We start from the raw sequence: 18051 nt of genomic DNA on the forward strand, positions 1-18051 counted from the left end.
CAGGAAACAGCGGCTGGCTGGGCCTCGATGACGGGAATTTCATCGCGCAGGGCACGGTTTTTATCGATTGACGTTTACGCGCACGTCAATATTTTATAGGGTCATGAATGCCGGTTGATCCGGCCGCTGATTTGGAGGAGTTCGCGCCATGCCCGTCTACAAGGCCCCGGTCACAGACACGCTGTTTATCCTGAAGGACGTGCTCGGCATCGAGCGCTACAACAACCTGCCGGGCTTTGCCGATGCGACACCGGACATGATCGAGGCGATCGCGTCTGAAGCCGGGCGCCTGTCCGAAGAAGTGCTCTTTCCGCTCAATTATTCCGGCGATCAGGAAGGCTGCGTGCGCGCGGAAGACGGCTCGGTCACCACGCCAAAAGGCTTCAAGCAGGCCTATGACGCCTATTGCGAGGGCGGCTGGATCGGTCTTGCCGTGCCGGAAGAGTTCGGTGGCCAGGGCCTGCCCTACACGCTGCATGCCGCCGTCGGCGAATATACCTCTGCCGCCAACATGTCGCTGATGATGTACCCGGGTCTCACCCAGGGCGCCATTGCCGCGATCCTCGTCCAGGGCAGCGACGCGCAGAAGAAGACTTATCTCCCGAACATGGTCGCCGGCACCTGGTCCGGCACGATGAACCTTACCGAACCGCATTGCGGCACGGATCTCGGCCTCTTGCGCACGAAGGCGGTGCCGCAGGCCGATGGCTCCTACAAGCTGTCGGGCCAGAAGATCTTCATCTCGGCCGGCGAACACGACATGACGGACAATATCGTCCATCTGGTGCTTGCCCGCATCGAAGGCGCACCGGCCGGCACCAAGGGCATTTCGCTGTTCATCGTGCCGAAGTTTCTGGTCAACGGAGACGGCTCGACGGGCGCCCGCAACGGCGTCGTCTGCGGCGCCATCGAGCACAAGATGGGCATTCACGGCAATGCCACCTGCGTGATGAACTATGACGGGGCGACGGGCTATCTGATCGGAGAAGAGAACAGGGGCCTCAACGCCATGTTCGTGATGATGAACGAGGCACGCCTCGGCGTCGGCCTGCAGGGGCTCGCAATTTCCGAGGTGGCCTATCAGAACGCGGTGTCTTACGCGAAGGACCGTCTGCAGGGCCGTTCGCTCTCAGGCCCCAAGGCGCCGGAAAAATCGGCCGATCCGATCATCGTCCACCCCGACATCCGCCGCGCGCTGATGACGATCAAGGCCTTCAACGAGGCCGGCCGCGCCTTCATGCTGTGGACGGCGCTGAAATCGGACATCGCCCACCGCTCCTCCGATGAGAAGGAGCGTCAGGCGGCGGACGACCTGCTCGGCCTTGCCACGCCCATCCTGAAAGGCGTCATGACCGACAAGGGTTTTGACCATGCGGTGATGGCCCAGCAGGTCTATGGCGGCCATGGCTATATCGAGGAATGGGGCATGAGCCAGTATGTCCGCGACGCCCGCATCGCCATGATCTACGAGGGCGCAAACGGCATCCAGGCGCTCGATCTCGTCGGCCGCAAGCTGGCGCTGAACGGCGGCCGCGCCGTGATGGCCGCCTTCAAGGAAATCGGTGATTTCTGTGAGGAGAACCGCTCGAACGAGGCCATGGCGCCCTTCACCAAGGCGCTGAAGAAGGGCCTGAACGACCTGCAGGCCTCGACCATGTGGTTCATGCAGAATGCCATGGCCAAGCCCGACAATGCCGGCGCCGGCTCCACCGATTACATGCACCTCTTCGGCCTCGTCATGCTCGGCTACATGTGGGCGAAGATGGCCAAGTCCGCCCAGGACCTCCTCGCCGCCGGCGACGCGCGCGAGGATTTCTTAAAAACCAAGCTTGTCACGGCGCGCTTCTACATGGAGAAGATCATGCCCGAAACCGCGCTGCGCAAGATCCGCATCGAAGCCGGCAGCGACACGCTGATGGAACTCGCGGCAGAGGCATTCTGATTGCGATTGTGCCGACGGGCTCCCTCCCCCTTGTGGGGAGGGTGGGGGAGGGGATGAATGGTTTCTAAGTCTGATTTGAGGGATTGGGTTTTGGAGGCATTGAAGGCCAATAATGGAGAAGGCTCGATTCTCTACGTTGCCCAATTTATCTGGGAGCATCATAGGAAAGATCTGGAAGGAAGCCCGTTGTTTTATTCCTGGCAGTACGACATGCGTTGGGCAGCTACTGAACTGCGGAAGAAGGAACTTTCGTGCCTCTGCCGATGACGATCGGCGCGGAAAATGGACACTAGGATAGGCGGAGCTTGATATGGCTTTGGTAAGTCTTGTCGAAACGGATGGCGAAGTCGCCATGCCAATTCCAGCTGACCTGTTGATCGCGGTCGGTTGGCGTGAGGGTGATTTAGTCGAAGTCACTACCCGCGCAGGCCAAATGATCATCGAAATCTCTGCGCCTGAAGAAGCAGTTAAGTCCGCCGTCGTGAGCGAGAAAACCAACAATAGATAGCAAGAACGCCGACCAGCTACTCGGTCTGGCGGTAGGGAGAGACAAGAGATGACCGAAGTCTATATCTACGACCACGTGCGCACGCCGCGCGGCCGTGGCAAGAAGGATGGGGCGCTGCATGAGGTGCCGTCCGTGCGCCTTGCCGCCAGAACGCTGGAGGCCATCCGCGATCGCAACGGGCTCGACACGTCCACCGTCGATGACATCATCATGGGCTGTGTCGATCCGGTCATGGATGCGGGCGCCGTGATCCCGAAGGCTGCCGCCTTCGAGGCCGGCTATTCCACCAAGGCTCCGGGCATGCAGATTTCTCGTTTCTGCGCGTCGGGTCTCGATGCCGTCAATTTCGCCGCCGGCAAGGTCATGGCCGGTTCGGACGATATCGTCATCGCCGGCGGTGTGGAAAGCATGTCGCGTGTCGGCATGGGCATGTCCGGCGGCTCCTGGTACATGGACCCCTCGGTCAATTTCCCCGGCTATTTCATGCCGCAGGGCGTGTCTGCCGATCTGATCGCCACCAAATATGGCTTTTCGCGCGATGACGTCGATGCCTACGCCGTCGAAAGCCAGAAGCGCGCGGCGAATGCCTGGGAAAAAGGCTATTTCTCCAAGTCCGTCATTCCCGTCAAAGACCAGAACGGCCTCGTGATCCTCGACCGCGACGAGCATATGCGGCCCGAAACGAACATGCAGTCGCTGGCGGCGCTCAACCCGTCCTTCCAGATGCCGGGCGAAATGGGCGGTTTCGAAGCCGTCGGTATCCAGGCGCATCCGGAGGTGGAGCGCATCGCTTACGTGCATCACGCCGGCAATTCGTCGGGCATCGTCGATGGCGCCGCCGCCGTCCTCGTCGGTTCGAAGGCGGGCGGCGAAAGCATGGGGCTCAAGCCCCGCGCCCGCATCAGATCCTTCACCAATATCGGCTCCGATCCGGCGCTGATGCTGACCGGCCCGGTCGACGTCACCGAAAAGCTGCTGAAGCGCACCGGCATGTCGATTGCCGATATCGACCTCTTCGAACTGAACGAAGCGTTTGCCGCCGTCGTGCTGCGTTATATGCAGGCCTTTGAAATCAGCCACGACAAGATGAACGTCAATGGCGGCGCCATCGCCATGGGCCATCCGCTTGGCGCCACCGGCGCAATGATCCTGGGCACCGTTCTGGACGAGTTGGAGCGGCGTGATCTGAACACCGCGCTGGTCACCCTCTGCATCGGCGCCGGCATGGGCACGGCGACCGTGATCGAGAGGGTGTGATGGGGTTCCAACCCTCCCCCTTGTGGGGAGGGTGGCCGGCAGGCGGGAGGGGTTTTCTCGGCAATTTCCCCTCCCCAACCCCTCCCCACAAGGGGGAGGGGCTTAACCCGCGCCAGATCGCACCGGATGTGGAGCGGCGGCGACATCGGCAAAAATTCAAGGGAAGAGGTACCCCAACATGACCTACAAGAATTTCACCGTCGAGACTGACGCAGACGGCATTGCGCTCGTCACCTGGAACATGCCGGACAAGTCGATGAACGTCTTCACCGTCGAGGTGATGCAGGAAATCGATGCCATCGTGGATGCCACCGTAAGCGACGCGGCCGTCAAGGGTGTCGTCTTCACCTCCGGCAAGAACGCCTTTTCCGGCGGCGCGGACCTGACCATGATCCGCGGCATGTTCACGCTTCTGCAGGAAGAGCAGGCGAAGAACCCGGAAACCGCCATGCAAAAACTGTTCGAGGAAGCCGGGCGGATGACATGGCTGTGGCGCAAGATCGAAACCAACGGCAAGCCGTGGGTGGCCGCCATCAACGGCGTGTGCATGGGCGGCGCGCTGGAACTGTCGCTGTCGTGCCATGGCCGCGTGGTCTCGAATGCCAAGTCGGTCAAGCTGGCGCTGCCGGAAGTCAAGGTCGGCATCTTTCCGGGTGCCGGCGGCACGCAGCGTGTGTCGCGCCTTGCCAATACGCAGGACGCCCTGCAGATGATGACGACCGGCCAGACGCTGACGCCGCAGCGCGCCAAGGCCATGAACCTCGTCCATCAGGTGGTCGAGCCGGATCAGCTGGTGCCGGCCGCAAAGCAGATGATCAAGGATGGCCTGAAGCCCGTCGCGCCCTGGGACGAGAAGGGTTTCAAGGTGCCCGGCGGCGGCATCTGGACGCCGGCGTCGGCCCAGCTCTGGCCGGCCGCCCCCGCCATCCTGCGTCGCGAGACGGCGGGCAATTATCCGGGCGCGCTTGCCATCCTGAAATGCGTCTATGAAGGCCTGCAGCTGCCGTTCGATACGGCGCTCAAGGTCGAGCAGCGCTACTTCACGCAGATCCTGCGCACCACCGAAGCCTTTTCGATGATCCGCTCGCTGTTCATTTCCATGCAGGAACTGGGCAAGGGCGCGCGACGCCCGGCCGGCATCGAGAAGAAGAAACTGACGAAGATCGGCGTCGTCGGCGCCGGCTTCATGGGCGCCTCCATTGCCTATGTGACGGCTGCCGCCGGCATTGCCGTCTCGCTGATCGACCGTGACGAGGAGGCCGCCGCCAAGGGCAAGGCGCATTCGGAAAAGCTGGTGGCCGACCAGATCGGCAAGGGCCGCATGACCAAGGAGGACGGCGAAAAGCTGCTCTCCCTCATCACGCCCACCGCCGATTATTCGACCCTGTCGGATGTCTCGCTCGTGGTGGAAGCCGTGTTCGAAGACCGGCAGGTGAAGAAGGATGTCATCGAAAAGGTCGAGGCCGTGCTGCCGGAAGGCGCGATCTTCGCCTCCAACACCTCGACGCTGCCGATCACCGGTCTCGCGCAGAATTCAAAGCGCCCAAAACAGTTCATCGGCGTGCATTTCTTCTCGCCGGTCGAAAAGATGATGCTGACGGAAGTGATCCTCGGCGAGGAAACCGGCGACGAGGCGCTGGCCGTGGCGCTCGATTACGTCGCCCAGATCAAGAAGACGCCGATCGTCGTCAACGATACGCGCGGCTTCTATGTCAACCGCTGCGTCTTCCGCTACATCAACGAAGCCTATGACATGCTGATCGAAGGCGTGCCGGCCACCATGATCGAAAATGCCGCCAAGATGGCCGGCATGCCGGTCGGCCCGCTGTCCTTGAACGACGAGGTGGCCGTCGATCTTTCCCAGAAGATCATGAAGGCGTCGATTGCGGATCTCGGGCAAGCCTCGGTGAAGCCCGAACACATGGCGCTGGTGGACAAGCTCGTGAACGATCTCGATCGTCGCGGCCGCAAGAATACCCGCGGTTTCTACGATTATCCGCCAAAGCCTCAGAAAAAGTCGCTCTGGCCTGGCCTCAAGGATTTTTATCCGCAGAAGCCGGCCGCCGAGGTGGATGTCACCGTCCTGAAGCAGCGCCTTCTCGTCACCATTGCGCTGGAAGCTGCCCGCACCATGGAAGAGGGCATTGTGACGGACCCGCGTGAGGCCGATGTCGGCTCCATCCTCGGCTTCGGCTTTGCGCCCTATACGGGCGGCACGCTGTCCTACATCGACGGCATGGGGGTCAAAACCTTCGTGGCGCTCTGCGAAAAACTGGCGGCGGAATATGGCGACCACTTCAGGCCGACCCCGCTGCTTCTCGACATGGCGGAAAAGGGCGACACCTTCTACACGCGCTTTGATCCCTATGGCGCCGCGCAGAAGGCGGCGTGATGACGTCTTGCAATCACCTTCCCCTGTTCCAGGGGAGGGTGATCGCATTTGAAATAAGGCCCTCTCTGCCCTGCCGGGCCGACCGTGGTCGAGCCACGGGTCTCGCCCCGTCCTTCGGCCCCCCCACAAGGGGGGAGATACGATGCGGCAAGCGTCCCGTTCCCGCATCAGCCCGGTCTCGCATCAGAAGGTGCGGCCGGGTTAAGCCCTCCCCCTTGTGGGGAGGGTTTGGGAGGGGCGGCCGGCTTCACTCCAGTGAAGTCCCCACGCAAACCCTCGTCATCCTCGGGCTTTGACCCGAGGATCCACCGCCCGCCGCCCGGAGCGTGCCGTCCTCACGGGGACAAATCCCACCGCTTTCCCTGCAAATCCAGTGCCTTGACGCCTTCCTTGTCCCCGCCGCTCAAACCTGGCGCATAATGCCCGTGCCTCTGCTGCCGGAGTGTTTCGCGAGACGGTCGCGGGCAGGCGGGGCCGGTGCCTCATGGGGTTGTCGTAACGTGCGGCGGCCTTGTGGGGAGGTGAAAGCCATGGCGGCGCCAATGCCGGCCTATCAAGTCCTCCCCGGGCAGCCATGCCCGGTTCGGTCAAGCCGTGCAAGCATCGGGAAACCGGTGTGCAGTGGGACGAGGCGGTCATCTGTAGGGGCAGGGATGCCCCGACAAGACACCGAAGGCCACGCGAGGGCGGAGCCATTCTTACGTATACTCATTGGGCATTCGCCCTTGCGTGGCTTCTCCTTGCAACCGCAGGCCTTTTGAAGGTCCGGCGGGGTTTTGGCATGGCGCAGAGGATAAGGAGAAAAGCCCGTGGCCATGAGCAGAGAAGAGCGTGAACGCGAAAACTGGCGCTATGAAAACGAGCCCCATATGAACGGGCTCACCCGCAGCCAGTTCGATGACCTGCCGGAAGAGGAGCGGGACCGGCATTGCCAGATCATGATGCAGGTTCCGGCGACCGTCCTCGGCTACTGGAAGACCTGTGATCTGTCCGCCTGCCGCCGCGCCCGGCAATGCCGGGGTTTTCTGTCGCGGGCGCAGCGGGAATCGAACCAGTATCACCGCTCCTATCCGCCCTGCGCCGGCCTTCGCGGGCGGCGCCAGCCGGAAATGCTGGCGGCTCTCGACCATTGTGACCATCTTTTCGATGCGAACCTCCGCCCCATCGCGGGCACCTCCGGGGCACAGCGCAGTTTCGGTCGCACGTCTGGTGCCTGAGCCTGTTCGCCCATGCTTCCGGCAAGTCGGCCGCTTTGGTTTGATCGGTAAGCGGTCAGATACCAATCAGCAGCCTTGCCGCCAGAGGCACGATCAGCGAGGTGGCAATGGCATTGAGCGCCATGGCAATGCCGGCAAACAGGCCGGCCGTGGCATGGACGTCATAGGCGCGGGCAGTACCAATGCCGTGGGAGGTAAGGCCGACGGCAAAGCCGCGCGCGGCATAATCGCGGATGCCCATGCGGTTCATCATCGGCGTGACGATGAGGGCGCCGATAATGCCGGTGAGGATCACCAGGACCGCCGTCAGCGACGGATTGCCGCCGAGCGAGGAGGATATCGCCATGGCAACGCCCGCCGTTGCCGATTTCGGCAGGAAGGACAGCATCATTTCGCGCGGCAGCCCGACCAGCATGCCGAGCGCCACCACCGACAGCACCGCAGCAACGGAGCCGACGAGGAGGGCCACGGCGATCGGCATCAGCACGCGCTTCACCTCATCCCATTGCAGATAAAGCGGAATGGCGATGGCAACCGTGGCCGGCCCGAGCAGGAAATGCACGAACTGTGCGCCGGCGAAGAATTTTTCGTAAGGGATGTGAAATACCGTCATCACCGCCGAAAGCACGATGATCGAGGTCAGGACCGGGTTTGCCAGCGGATTGCGCTTCAGGCGGACCGAGAGTTCGGACATGGCAATCCAGGTGCAGACGGTGAGCGTCAGCCAGATCAGCGGCGAAGTGGAGAGATAGACCCAGAGATCGACAGGACTGCGCATCAGGCCCCCCATTTTCCATCAAAGAACCGGCGGGCGGCAATGAAGGTCCACACCGTCACGGCAAGGGTGACGGCCGCCGAGACCACCAGAACCACGGCAATGGCCGGAAGCTGCGCTTCCAGAACGCCCCAGAGCGAGACGATGCCGACGCCGGCCGGCACGAACAGCAGGCCGAGATTGGACAGAAGCGCGCTGGCGGCCGTTTCCACCTGCGGAAACGGCGCTCGGCCCGCGCGGCGCCCCAGATGCAGGGCCACAAACAAAAGCACCAGGCCGATAACGGGTCCGGGAACCGGCAGCTTGGTGAGGAAGACGAGACTTTCGCCTAAGAGTTGGAAAAGAAGAAGGGCCGCAATGCCGCGTAGCATGGTGTTCTCCGGCGTGGTGAGTGGTCAAGGCTATCCCTACACCCGACAGAGGCATCGGGCCATGCCGCACGGCAAGCCCGGTGCAGCAGCGCGGCCACAGCTTCGTGAAGAGGAGGAGACAGGGCCGCTTGCCCCGCATGTTTTGCAGTTGCGGTTCGCCGCATGCCTGCGGTATTGGTGCATGCGGCATTTCTATATAAAAACAGTCGCATACAATTTATGCTCTGGCGAATTCGGGCCGAGGGGGAAAGTGTTGATGGTACGCAAGGGCGAGGCGCCGTCGCGCGCAGCCTTGGCTTTTAGCCGGCTTGCCGCGCGCGACAATCGCGTGGTGGAATTGCTGTCACGGCTGCCGGCCTTCCGTTCCACAACGCAGCGCCCGACGCTCCGGCAGCAGGCGGTGGCCTATGTCATCTCGCTGATCATTGCCGCCGTCGCGGTCGCCTTGCGCTTCCTCGTGGATGACTATCTGCCGCCGGGCTTTCCCTACCTCACCTTTTTCCCGGCCGTCATCCTCACCGGTTTCTGTTTCGGCATTTACCCGGCGATCATGAACACGATCATCTGCGGGTTGGTGGCCTGGTACTGGTTCATCCCGCCGGCGCATTCGTTCAACTTGACCGGCCCTTCCATCACCGCACTTGCGTTTTATTTCTTCGTCGTCGCCATCGACCTCGGCCTGCTGCAACTGCTGCTCGCCGCTTACGGATCGCAGGTGCGGGTGCGCGATGATCTGGCCTATAACCTGCAACTGCAGCAACTGGTGTCGGAAGAGGTGGATCACCGGCTGAAAAACCTGCTCGCCACCACGAGCGGCCTGATCGCGCTGTCGCAGCGCCACGCTACCACACCGCAGCAACTGGGCACGCAGCTGCGCCAGCGGGTGCAGGCCATGGGCCATTCGATCACGCTTCTGCGCGGCTCGCTGCATGGCGGCAGCGCCGATATGCGCGAGGCAATCCTTGCCGCGCTGGAACCGCTTGGCCTGTCGGAAGGCGACCGGCTGGTGTTTAGCGGGCCAAGGCTGAACCTCAATGGCGCCACCATCATCTCGCTCAGCCTCATCATCCACGAGCTTGGCACCAATGCCTTGAAATATGGCGCTCTCTCCGAAGACACCGGGCAGATTGCCGTCTCCTGGGAGCGCCGTCCGGCCGAGGGCCAGGATGCCGCTGAACCCGGCGATCTGATCGATCTCGTCTGGCGCGAACAGAACGGCCCGCAGGTTGCCGCGCCCAGTCGCCAGGGCTTTGGGACGGACCTCGTGCGGCGCATGTCGGCAAGCCTTGGCGGCGGTTGCAGCCTCACCTATGCGCCATCCGGCCTTGTCGTGCATTTCGACATGCGGGCGCAAAACGTGCTGGCCTGAGGCGGGCCGGCTTTGCCCCAGCGCTGCCGTCGGGGACTTGGAGGACAATAGAAAATGGCGACACCGTTTCCGGTGCCGCCATGGGAGGGGAGAGTGTCGCGGTTGCGTTCGCTCAGGCCGTTTTCGCAACGCCTTTGGCTGTGAGCGAGGCCTTCGACGTAAGACCTTTGCTGCTGGAGGTCACGCCGACCTTTGCCGTCTGCGGTCCGCCGGCGCCACTGCCATCCAGCACCAGCCATTTGTCGCGCTCGCGCCACAGGGCCGGGATGGCGAGGAGACCGATGCAGCTGACGGCAATCATGGTCTTGGTCAGCTGAGACAGCTCCGGTGTGCGGCCGTCGAAATAATAGACCGCATAGACGATGCCGACATGCCAGACATAGACATAGAGGGAGTGTCGGCCGAGAAGCTGCAGGAATTTCAGCGACAGCACCCAGATGATGGCATTGGCAATACGGCGCACCCATTCGGACTTGTGCTTCGGACCGGCGATCACCATCCAGGTCAACAGGGTGGCGGCGGCCACGAAGTTGATGAGGTAGACCGGGCCGAAATCGGCGCGGATTTCCATCGTGGCGAATTTGCCGGCCAGTTCCGCCGGCATCATGCCGTGGGCCGTCAGGATGCGCAGCGGCAGGAAGAAGCCGCAGACCAGCACGCAGATCGTCGGGATGAAGCTGTTTTCCGGCGAAAAGATCTTGCCCCAGTTGATGCGGTTGAGCGAGGTCAGCGCGCCCAGCACCAGGCCGGAATAGAACACGATCTGCCAGCCGAGCAGGTTGAACGAGGCGCGGATGCCCTGGTCGTCCGGCCGCATGAAGATGCTGTTGATCGGATCGGTGACGATTTTCTGCAGGCCAAGCTGGCCGGCCATCCACAGGATCAGCGAGCCGGCCATGACATGCGCCCACTTGCCGTCGATGACCAGTTTGACGAGGATCGGCGCAAACAGCATGTAGATGATGTATTGCGGCAGGATGTCCATGAAGGTCGGCTGGAAGACGAAGCCGGCAATGGCGGCCAGACGCCAGGGATCGTCAAAGGTCGTGTAGCCCAGCCAGTTGTACCAGATGTAATAGGCGCCGGGCAGCACCATCTGGGCGGCAAGCACGCAGATCACGATGCCCATGGCATAGCGGTACAGTTCGAAGGCGCGCGAATAGATCGCCTGTCGCCCGGCGGCATAGCCGTTTTTGGCCATCTTGCGCACATAGACCATGCCGATCAGCAGGCCGGACAGAAAGACGAAGCCCTGCGCGTCTTCCACGAAAGCCAGCTGGTTGTGGTTGATGTTCACAAGCCAGTAGCCACCGGCAAAGATCAGGTGGTTGATCAACATGAAAACGAGGAAGTAACCCCGCATACCGTCTATAAGGTCATAGCGTTTCATCGGTCGCGTCTCCGTCTCGTAGCGTCCGAAGGCTCGCGCCGGTCGGTCCGTGATGCCTCTACGGGCAGGAAGTTTGGCCATTTAACGCGGCTTAAGCGGGGCGGTTCCCGCAGCGCAACACTTGTTGTAGCGAAGCGATTGTCACAATTGCGGCATTAACCGCAAATCGATGGCAGGGGAAGTCAAAACCGGAAAGGCGGCGCGTCTATTCGGCCGCAGCCCGGCGAATGGCGGCGGCCTGGGTGATGTAGGCGCGAAGCGCTGCCGGCTTTACCGGCTTGTGCTGCAGGCCAAGGCCGTATTGATCCGCCTGCATGCGCACTTCCTGACTGCGATCGGCAGTGAGCAACAGGCCGGGCAGGGCGGTTCCGGTGTGTGCCCGCAGCTTCAGGATCGCCTCGATGCCGGTGCCGTCATCCAGATGGTAATCGGCAATCACCACGTCCGGACTGGCCGTGCCCTGTTCCAGGAGGCGATCGATGGCTGCAAGCGACCCGGCGGTGGAAACGGTGCATCCCCAGCCGCTCAGCAGCAGCGTCATGCCCTCGACGATCTTCGGCTCGTTGTCGATGCACAGGACCTTCAGCCCCGACAGCGGTTGCGGCAGCGGCTGGGGACCCTCCGAAACGGCAAGGCTTCTCGGGCGGCCGAGATCGCGCGGCACCCGCACCCGGAAAATCGTGCCCCGCCCGGGCGTCGAGGCAAGCTCGACCGGATGCGACAGGACGCGTGAGATGCGGTCGACGATGGAGAGCCCAAGGCCAAGGCCGGCCGCCGTGCGCGCACCTTCATCGAGGCGGGCAAACTCCTTGAACACCGTCTTGAACTTGGAGGAGGGGATGCCGATGCCGGAATCGACTACCTCGATCACCACCTCGCGCCCACGCCGGCGCACGCCCACCAGCACCTTGCCGCTCAGGGTGTATTTGATGGCATTGGAGACGAGGTTCTGAACGAGCCGGCGCAAGAGATTGGGGTCGGTGCGCACGCTGAGCGAGGTCGGCATGACGCGGAATTTCAGCCGTTTCTCGCGGGCAATCGGCGCAAAATCGGTCTCGATGCGCCGCATCAGGTCATCAAGCGGCACGGAGGTGACGCGCGGCTTCATGGCGCCGGTATCGAGCCGCGAGATATCGAGCACCGCACCCAGAATGCTTTCGACCGATTCCAGCGCCGAATCGATGTTGCGGACAAGCGCGCTGTTGTCCGACTGGCCAAGCCGCTCGACAAGCGAGGAGGAATAAAGGCGCGCCGCATTGAGTGGCTGCAGGATATCGTGGCCGGCGGCGGCGAAGAAGCGCGTCTTGCCGAGGTTCGCCTCCTCGGCGGCAGCGCGCGCTTCGGCCAGTTCCCGGTTGACGCGCGTCAGTTCGGCGGTGCGCTCCTCCACCCGCTGTTCCAGGGTCTCGTTGGCTTGCCTCAGCGCCTGGGCGGCGGCAACGCGGTCGGTCATGTCGGTAAAGGTCGCCACGATGCCGTCATCGGGCATGGCGTTGGAGCGCACTTCAATGATGCGCTCGCCTCCGCGCAGCGCCAGAGAGAAGGGTGTGTCGAGCGCCTTGATGCGCCCCATCACCGTGACCCCTTGCTCTGCCGAGATATCGGCCCGGTCGGTGAGGATGCCGACGATATCGCCAAGCGGATAGCCGACCTGGCCGACCTGTTCGGGCAGGTCGAGCAGCGTGCGGAAGCGTCGGTTCCAGATTGCCAGCCGGTCGGAACTGTCGAACACGGCCACGCCCTGGTCCATCTGGGAGAGCGCCGTCTGCAGCATGTCCTGATTGTATTGCAGCGCTTCACTTGCCTGATCAAGCAGCCAGGCGGTGTCGGCGCTCGTATCCTCCGCCTTTTGCAGAATCAGCGACAGCACGAGCCGTGCCGACGAGGAGCCGATGGCGCTGCCGAGCAATTGTTCGGAAAAATGGATGAAGGCCATGTCGGCGGCCTCCTTGTCGGCAATGCGGCGGCCTGCGGTGCGCTCGTAATGGGCAAAGGAGCGCAGCATGCGCTCCTCGCCGAGATAGCGGGCGATTGCCGCCTTGAGGTCGCCGACGCTGACGCGGGTCTTCCAGCCGCGCGTGGCAAATTGCGAACGCAGGTGGCGCTTGACGAAAATGCCCGCCTGGATGCGCTCCATGGGGCGCGGGTTTCGCGACAAGGAGCCGATGACGAAGGCCGCGCTGTTGGCAATGAGGCTGAGCAGGACGGCATTGACCAGCGGATCGGCGCCGGGACCGGAAAACAGCGTCGTGCCAGGCACGAGGAAATCGAGAACCGTGGCGGCAAGGGCTGAATTGTCCGGCCCGCCGAGACTGGGCACGAACAGCAGATAGGCCCAGGCAATAAAGCCGAGGCACATGCCGACAATGGCGCCACGCGCATTGGCGCGCCGCCAGAACAGGCCGCCGAACAGCGCCGGCGCCATCTGCGCAATGGCGGCAAAGGCGAGAAGCCCGATCGAGGCAAGGCCGGTATCGGCATCGGCTGCGCGGTAATAGCCATAGCCCAGCATCAGCACCACAAGGATCGCCGTGCGGCGGATGCGCAGCAGGTGTTTAGCAAAATCCGCCCGCTGGCCGCTGGAGGTCATCAGCTTGCGGCGCAGGAAAATCGGCATGACGATATCGTTCGATATCATGATGGAGAGCGCAACCGAGGCGACGATGACCATGGCGGTTGCGGCCGAAAAGCCGCCGATGAAGGCAATCAGCGTGACGAAGGCCATTTCCTGCGACAGCGGCAGTTGCAGAACGTAAAGATCGGCATTGCCGGTGCCGCCGAATTCGATGAGGCCGCCGATGGCAACCGGCACCACGAAGAGGTTGATCGCCACGAGGTAGAGCGGCAAAAGCCAGCCGGCCATTTTCAGTTCGGCCGCGGTGCGATTTTCCACAACCGTCACATGGAACTGGCGCGGCAGCATCAGGATGGCAAAGCCCGACAGGCCGATCAGCATAAGCCAGCGCGCAAGCGGTGTCCGATAGGCAAGCGAGGCATCGACCAGCGGATTTTCGGAGGCTTTTGCCCAAAGATCCTGCGGACCGTCGAAAATCAGGAAGATCACCGACAGCCCGATGGTGCAGAAGGCGACGAGCTTGACCACCGATTCCATGGCGACGGCAAGAATCAGTCCATCCTGGTGTTCGGTCGCATCGGTGTGGCGGGTGCCGAACATCACGGCAAAGCACGCCATCAGCAGCGTCACGATGAGAGCGAGGTCAAGGAAATAGAGATTGCCGCTGCCGATCCCGTACTGGCCGGGATCCACGATGGCGGCCACCGAATCGGAGACTGCGCGCAGTTGCAGTGCGATATAGGGAATGGCACCGACCAGCGAGATGACCGCGACAATGAGGGCAACGGTGGAGTTTTTGCCGTAGCGGGCGGCAATGAAATCGGCAACCGAAGTGAGCTTTTCAGCCTTTGCCAGCTCCACGATGCGCCGGATCAGCGGCATGCCAAGGGTAAATGCCAGGATGGGGCCAATATAGATGCCGGTGAATTCCAGCCCGCGTTCCGAGGCAAGACCGACGCCGCCGAAATAGGTCCAGGATGTGCAGTAGACGGCAAGGCTCAGCGCATAGACGACCGGACGGCCTTTTTTCGGCACGCCGAGCCGCCTGCTCCTGCGGTCGCCGTAGCTGGCGACGGCAAACAGCAGCAGGATATAGGCGCAGGCCGACAGCAAAATCACCCAGCCAGGCAGCATGACCCCTCCCACACGGCCAACCGGGGGCGATTGGCCCTTTCCAATCTACGCCAAAGCGGGCGGCTTGGAAATCAAGCTGTGCCTTGGCAAAAAGTCGAAGGGCGACAAGAAACGGGACCGTTGGACACGGTCGTTCCAGCTGCACCTTTCCCGCGGCAATCCGTGCAATATATTCACCCGCATCCAACAAAAGTGACAGCGAAAGGGCAGCCATGTCGATGATCTCAGAATTCCGTTCCTTCATAGCCAAGGGCAATGTCGTCGATCTGGCGGTCGGTATCATCATCGGGGGTGCCTTTACCGGCATCGTCAATTCGCTGGTCAACGACGTGGTGATGCCGGTCGTCAGCGTCGTGGTCGGCGGCATCGATTTTTCCAACTATTTCCTGCCGCTCAACTCCTCCATCACGGCGGCAACGCTTGAGGCGGCAAAGCAGCAGGGCGCCGTCTTCGCCTATGGCAAGTTCCTGACCGTGCTGATCAATTTCCTCATCCTCGCCTGGATCATCTTCCTCATGGTGAAGGCGGTGAACCGCATCCGCATCCATGACGAAAAGACGCCGCCGCAAGCCGCACCCGCCCCGCCGCCGGCCGATGTTCAGTTGCTGACCGAGATCCGCGATCTTTTGAAGACGCGCTGACCCGCACGCCACCCATCACCAGATTCGATCAGGCTCTCACCGAAACTCATGGGATTTCGGCGAGAGCCTGCGCTATGACGGAAAGAGATGGAGACCTTGTGCATGAAACAGATGGAAAGCCTGAGCGCGCGTGCGCTTGCCGCCCCCCAGAGCGGCATTGTCGAACTGGTCAACTATGCCCGCGGCCGCCAGGGCCTCATTCCGCTCTGGGCCGGAGAGGGCGACCTGCCGAGCCCGGCCTTCATCAACCAGGCGACCAAAGATTCGCTGGATGCCGGCGAGACCTTTTACACCTGGCAGCGCGGCCTGCCGGAACTGCGCCAGGCGCTGTCGCGCTACTATGAGCGGCACTTTTCCGTTTCGCTGCCGTTGGAGCATTTTTTTGCGACAAGCTCCGGCATGCATGCGATCAACCTGTGTGTCCAGGCACTGACGGCGCCGGGCGACGAGATCATCTATCTGACGCCGAGCTGGCCCAATATCGTGGCAGCCGTCGGCATTGCCGGCGCAAAGCCGGTGCCGGTGCCGGTTGATTTCGTCGGCGGCGGCTGGTCGCTCGATATCGGCAAGCTGGAGGCGGCGATCACGCCCCGCACGCGGGCGCTGTTCATCAACACGCCGTCGAACCCGACCGGCTGGACCGCGACCGAGGATGACCTGAAGGCCATCCTGTCGCTCGCCCGCCGCCATGGCCTGTGGATCATCGCCGACGAGATCTATGCGCTTTACTATTACAATGGCCCGCGCGCACCCTCCTTCCTGGATGTGCAGACGCCGGACGACCTGATCCTCTATGCCAATTCGTTTTCCAAGAACTGGTCGATGACCGGCTGGCGTGTCGGCTGGATCGTGGCGCCGCCGGCGATCGGCCAGGTGCTGGAAAACCTCATCCAGTATTCCAGCTCGGGCCTCACGCCCTTCATGCAGCGCGGGGCGATCGCAGCGCTCGATCACGGCGATGATTTCCTGCGCTCCAATATCGAGCGGGCCCGCACCTCGCGCGATATCCTCTGCGACACGCTGATTGCCACCAACCGCGTGCAGACGCTGAAGCCGGACGGCGCGCTTTATGCCTTCCTGAAGGTCGACGGCATCGAGGATCCGCGTGCCGCTGCCTTCGACATCGTCGACAAGACACTGGTGGGCTTGGCACCCGGAACCGCCTTCGGGCCGGGCGGCGGCGCCTTCCTGCGCGCCTGCTTCCTGCGGGATCCCGCCCAGGTGAAAGATGCCGCCGGGCGGCTGGCGGAGTATATCCTCAAACTCTGAGGCGTGATTCCGGCCTTTGGGTAAAACTTTAGGGGTTTCGAAAATATCCTGTTTTCTCTATGAGAAACAATGACCTGACAGATCCCTGCCGGGTAAGTGTTGATGAACTCTGCCGTGGTTCGATGCGCCGATTGAGCAAGGCAGGAGCATCGAACCATGACAGTTCTCGTAACAGGCGGCGCAGGCTATATCGGTAGCCATATGGTGCTGGCCCTTCTGGAGGCCGGCGAAGAGGTGGTTGTGCTCGACCGGCTGTCCACCGGCTTCCGCTGGGCGGTGCCGGACAAGGCGCGGTTCTATCTCGGCGATGTCGCAGACCGCAGCGTGCTGGACCGCATCTTTTCGGAAAACACTATCGACGCCATCCTGCATTTTGCCGGCTCCATCATCGTGCCGCAATCGGTGGCGCATCCCCTCGATTATTACGACAACAATACCGCAAAGACCGGCCAGCTCGCGGCGGCCGCCATTGCGGCGGGCATCCAGCATTTCGTATTTTCCTCGACGGCTGCCGTCTATGGCGACCAGCCGGATGATGCGCCGGTCAAGGAAACGGCCCCGACACGGCCGAAGAACCCCTATGGCCAATCCAAGCTGATGGCCGAGATAATGCTGCGCGATGCAAGCGCCGCCCATCCGTTTCGTTACGTGGCGCTGCGTTATTTCAACGTGGCGGGCGCCGACCCGCAGGGACGCACCGGGCTTTCCACGGAAGGCGCAACGCATCTCATCAAGATTGCCTGCGAGGCAGCGCTTGGAAGGCGCCGCTCCGTCGAGGTGTTTGGCACCGACTATCTGACGCCGGATGGAACCGGTATTCGCGACTATATCCATGTGAGCGATCTCGTTGCCGCGCATCTGAAGGCGCTTGGCCATCTGCGCGCGGGCGGGGCGTCGCTCACGGCCAATTGCGGCTATGGCCGGGGCTATTCGGTGCTGGAGGTGCTGTCGGCCGTCAAACGGGCGGCAACGCATGAATTTAAGGTACATTACGGCCCGCGCCGGGCTGGCGATGCGGGAGCGGTGATTGCCGATTCCACGCTGGCCCGCACGCTGCTCGGCTGGACGCCGGCCCATGACGACCTCGACCACATCATTACGACCGCCCTTGCCTGGGAGCGCGGCCTTGATGCACCGGCTCATGCCGATGTGCAGGTCATGCGCCGGCGACTGGCTGCCAGTTTCTGAAGGACGCAGGATCTGGACGATGA

At 62.4% G+C, this 18051-nt stretch carries 13 protein-coding genes; 9 read left to right on the forward strand and 4 right to left on the reverse strand.

Annotation, left to right across the window (positions count from 1 at the left end; all coding sequences use genetic code 11):
* The first annotated feature begins 148 nt into the window (after window positions 1-148).
* The 5 genes from ACEXP3_RS17325 to ACEXP3_RS17345 all read left to right on the forward strand — a co-directional run bounded on the left by ACEXP3_RS17325 (window position 149) and on the right by ACEXP3_RS17345 (window position 7316).
* Window positions 149-1942: an acyl-CoA dehydrogenase C-terminal domain-containing protein gene (locus tag ACEXP3_RS17325; RefSeq protein WP_377298401.1), complete on the forward strand. Its 1794-nt coding sequence runs from the start codon at window positions 149-151 to the stop codon at window positions 1940-1942.
* Between the two features lie 310 nt (window positions 1943-2252).
* Entirely contained in the window at window positions 2253-2450 is a 198-nt protein-coding gene (locus tag ACEXP3_RS17330) for a hypothetical protein (RefSeq protein ID WP_377298402.1), read from the forward strand.
* Window positions 2451-2498: 48 nt separating this feature from the next.
* Complete coding sequence (locus ACEXP3_RS17335; protein WP_377298403.1) at window positions 2499-3707, forward strand: acetyl-CoA C-acetyltransferase; 1209 nt, start codon at window positions 2499-2501, stop codon at window positions 3705-3707.
* A gap of 178 nt (window positions 3708-3885) precedes the next feature.
* Window positions 3886-6099: a 3-hydroxyacyl-CoA dehydrogenase NAD-binding domain-containing protein gene (locus tag ACEXP3_RS17340; protein WP_377298404.1), complete on the forward strand. Its 2214-nt coding sequence runs from the start codon at window positions 3886-3888 to the stop codon at window positions 6097-6099.
* Window positions 6100-6908: 809 nt separating this feature from the next.
* Entirely contained in the window at window positions 6909-7316 is a 408-nt protein-coding gene (locus ACEXP3_RS17345; RefSeq protein WP_377298405.1) for a hypothetical protein, read from the forward strand.
* 55 nt (window positions 7317-7371) lie between these two features.
* Here ACEXP3_RS17345 and ACEXP3_RS17350 read toward each other — a convergent pair whose 3' ends face one another.
* Entirely contained in the window at window positions 7372-8094 is a 723-nt protein-coding gene (locus ACEXP3_RS17350) for an LrgB family protein (RefSeq protein WP_210103627.1), read from the reverse strand.
* Window positions 8094-8462 (reverse strand): CidA/LrgA family protein, encoded by a 369-nt coding sequence (locus tag ACEXP3_RS17355; RefSeq protein ID WP_377298406.1) that lies wholly within the window; start codon window positions 8460-8462, stop codon window positions 8094-8096. Before ACEXP3_RS17355 ends, ACEXP3_RS17350 begins: the two co-directional genes overlap by 1 nt.
* 256 nt (window positions 8463-8718) lie before the next feature.
* Here ACEXP3_RS17355 and ACEXP3_RS17360 point away from each other — a divergent pair, with 256 nt between their 5' ends.
* Window positions 8719-9831, forward strand: a complete 1113-nt coding sequence (locus ACEXP3_RS17360) for a sensor histidine kinase (protein WP_377298407.1) — start codon at window positions 8719-8721, stop codon at window positions 9829-9831.
* Between the two features lie 112 nt (window positions 9832-9943).
* Here the strand turns inward: ACEXP3_RS17360 and ACEXP3_RS17365 are convergent, their stop codons facing one another.
* Both ACEXP3_RS17365 and ACEXP3_RS17370 read right to left on the reverse strand, forming a co-directional pair.
* Window positions 9944-11221 carry an OpgC family protein gene (locus ACEXP3_RS17365; protein ID WP_377298408.1) on the reverse strand — a complete coding sequence of 426 codons (1278 nt, stop codon included), beginning with the start codon at window positions 11219-11221 and terminating at the stop codon, window positions 9944-9946.
* Window positions 11222-11426: 205 nt separating this feature from the next.
* Window positions 11427-14930, reverse strand: a complete 3504-nt coding sequence (locus ACEXP3_RS17370; protein ID WP_377298409.1) for a PAS domain-containing hybrid sensor histidine kinase/response regulator — start codon at window positions 14928-14930, stop codon at window positions 11427-11429.
* Window positions 14931-15148: 218 nt separating this feature from the next.
* Between ACEXP3_RS17370 and mscL the strand changes: the two genes are divergently transcribed.
* The 3 genes from mscL (at window position 15149) to galE (ending at window position 18028) form a co-directional block, all read left to right on the forward strand.
* A complete protein-coding gene (gene mscL / locus ACEXP3_RS17375; protein ID WP_210104146.1) occupies window positions 15149-15571 on the forward strand; it encodes a large conductance mechanosensitive channel protein MscL in 423 nt (140 codons plus the stop codon).
* A gap of 102 nt (window positions 15572-15673) precedes the next feature.
* Complete coding sequence (locus tag ACEXP3_RS17380; RefSeq protein WP_377298410.1) at window positions 15674-16840, forward strand: pyridoxal phosphate-dependent aminotransferase; 1167 nt, start codon at window positions 15674-15676, stop codon at window positions 16838-16840.
* 156 nt (window positions 16841-16996) lie between these two features.
* Window positions 16997-18028 (forward strand): UDP-glucose 4-epimerase GalE, encoded by a 1032-nt coding sequence (gene galE / locus ACEXP3_RS17385; RefSeq protein ID WP_377298411.1) that lies wholly within the window; start codon window positions 16997-16999, stop codon window positions 18026-18028.
* The last annotated feature ends 23 nt before the right edge of the window (window positions 18029-18051 follow it).

Origin of the sequence: Neorhizobium fuzhouense (genome assembly GCF_042611105.1) — a bacterium.
Taxonomy (GTDB): Bacteria; Pseudomonadota; Alphaproteobacteria; order Rhizobiales; family Rhizobiaceae; genus Neorhizobium; species Neorhizobium galegae_A.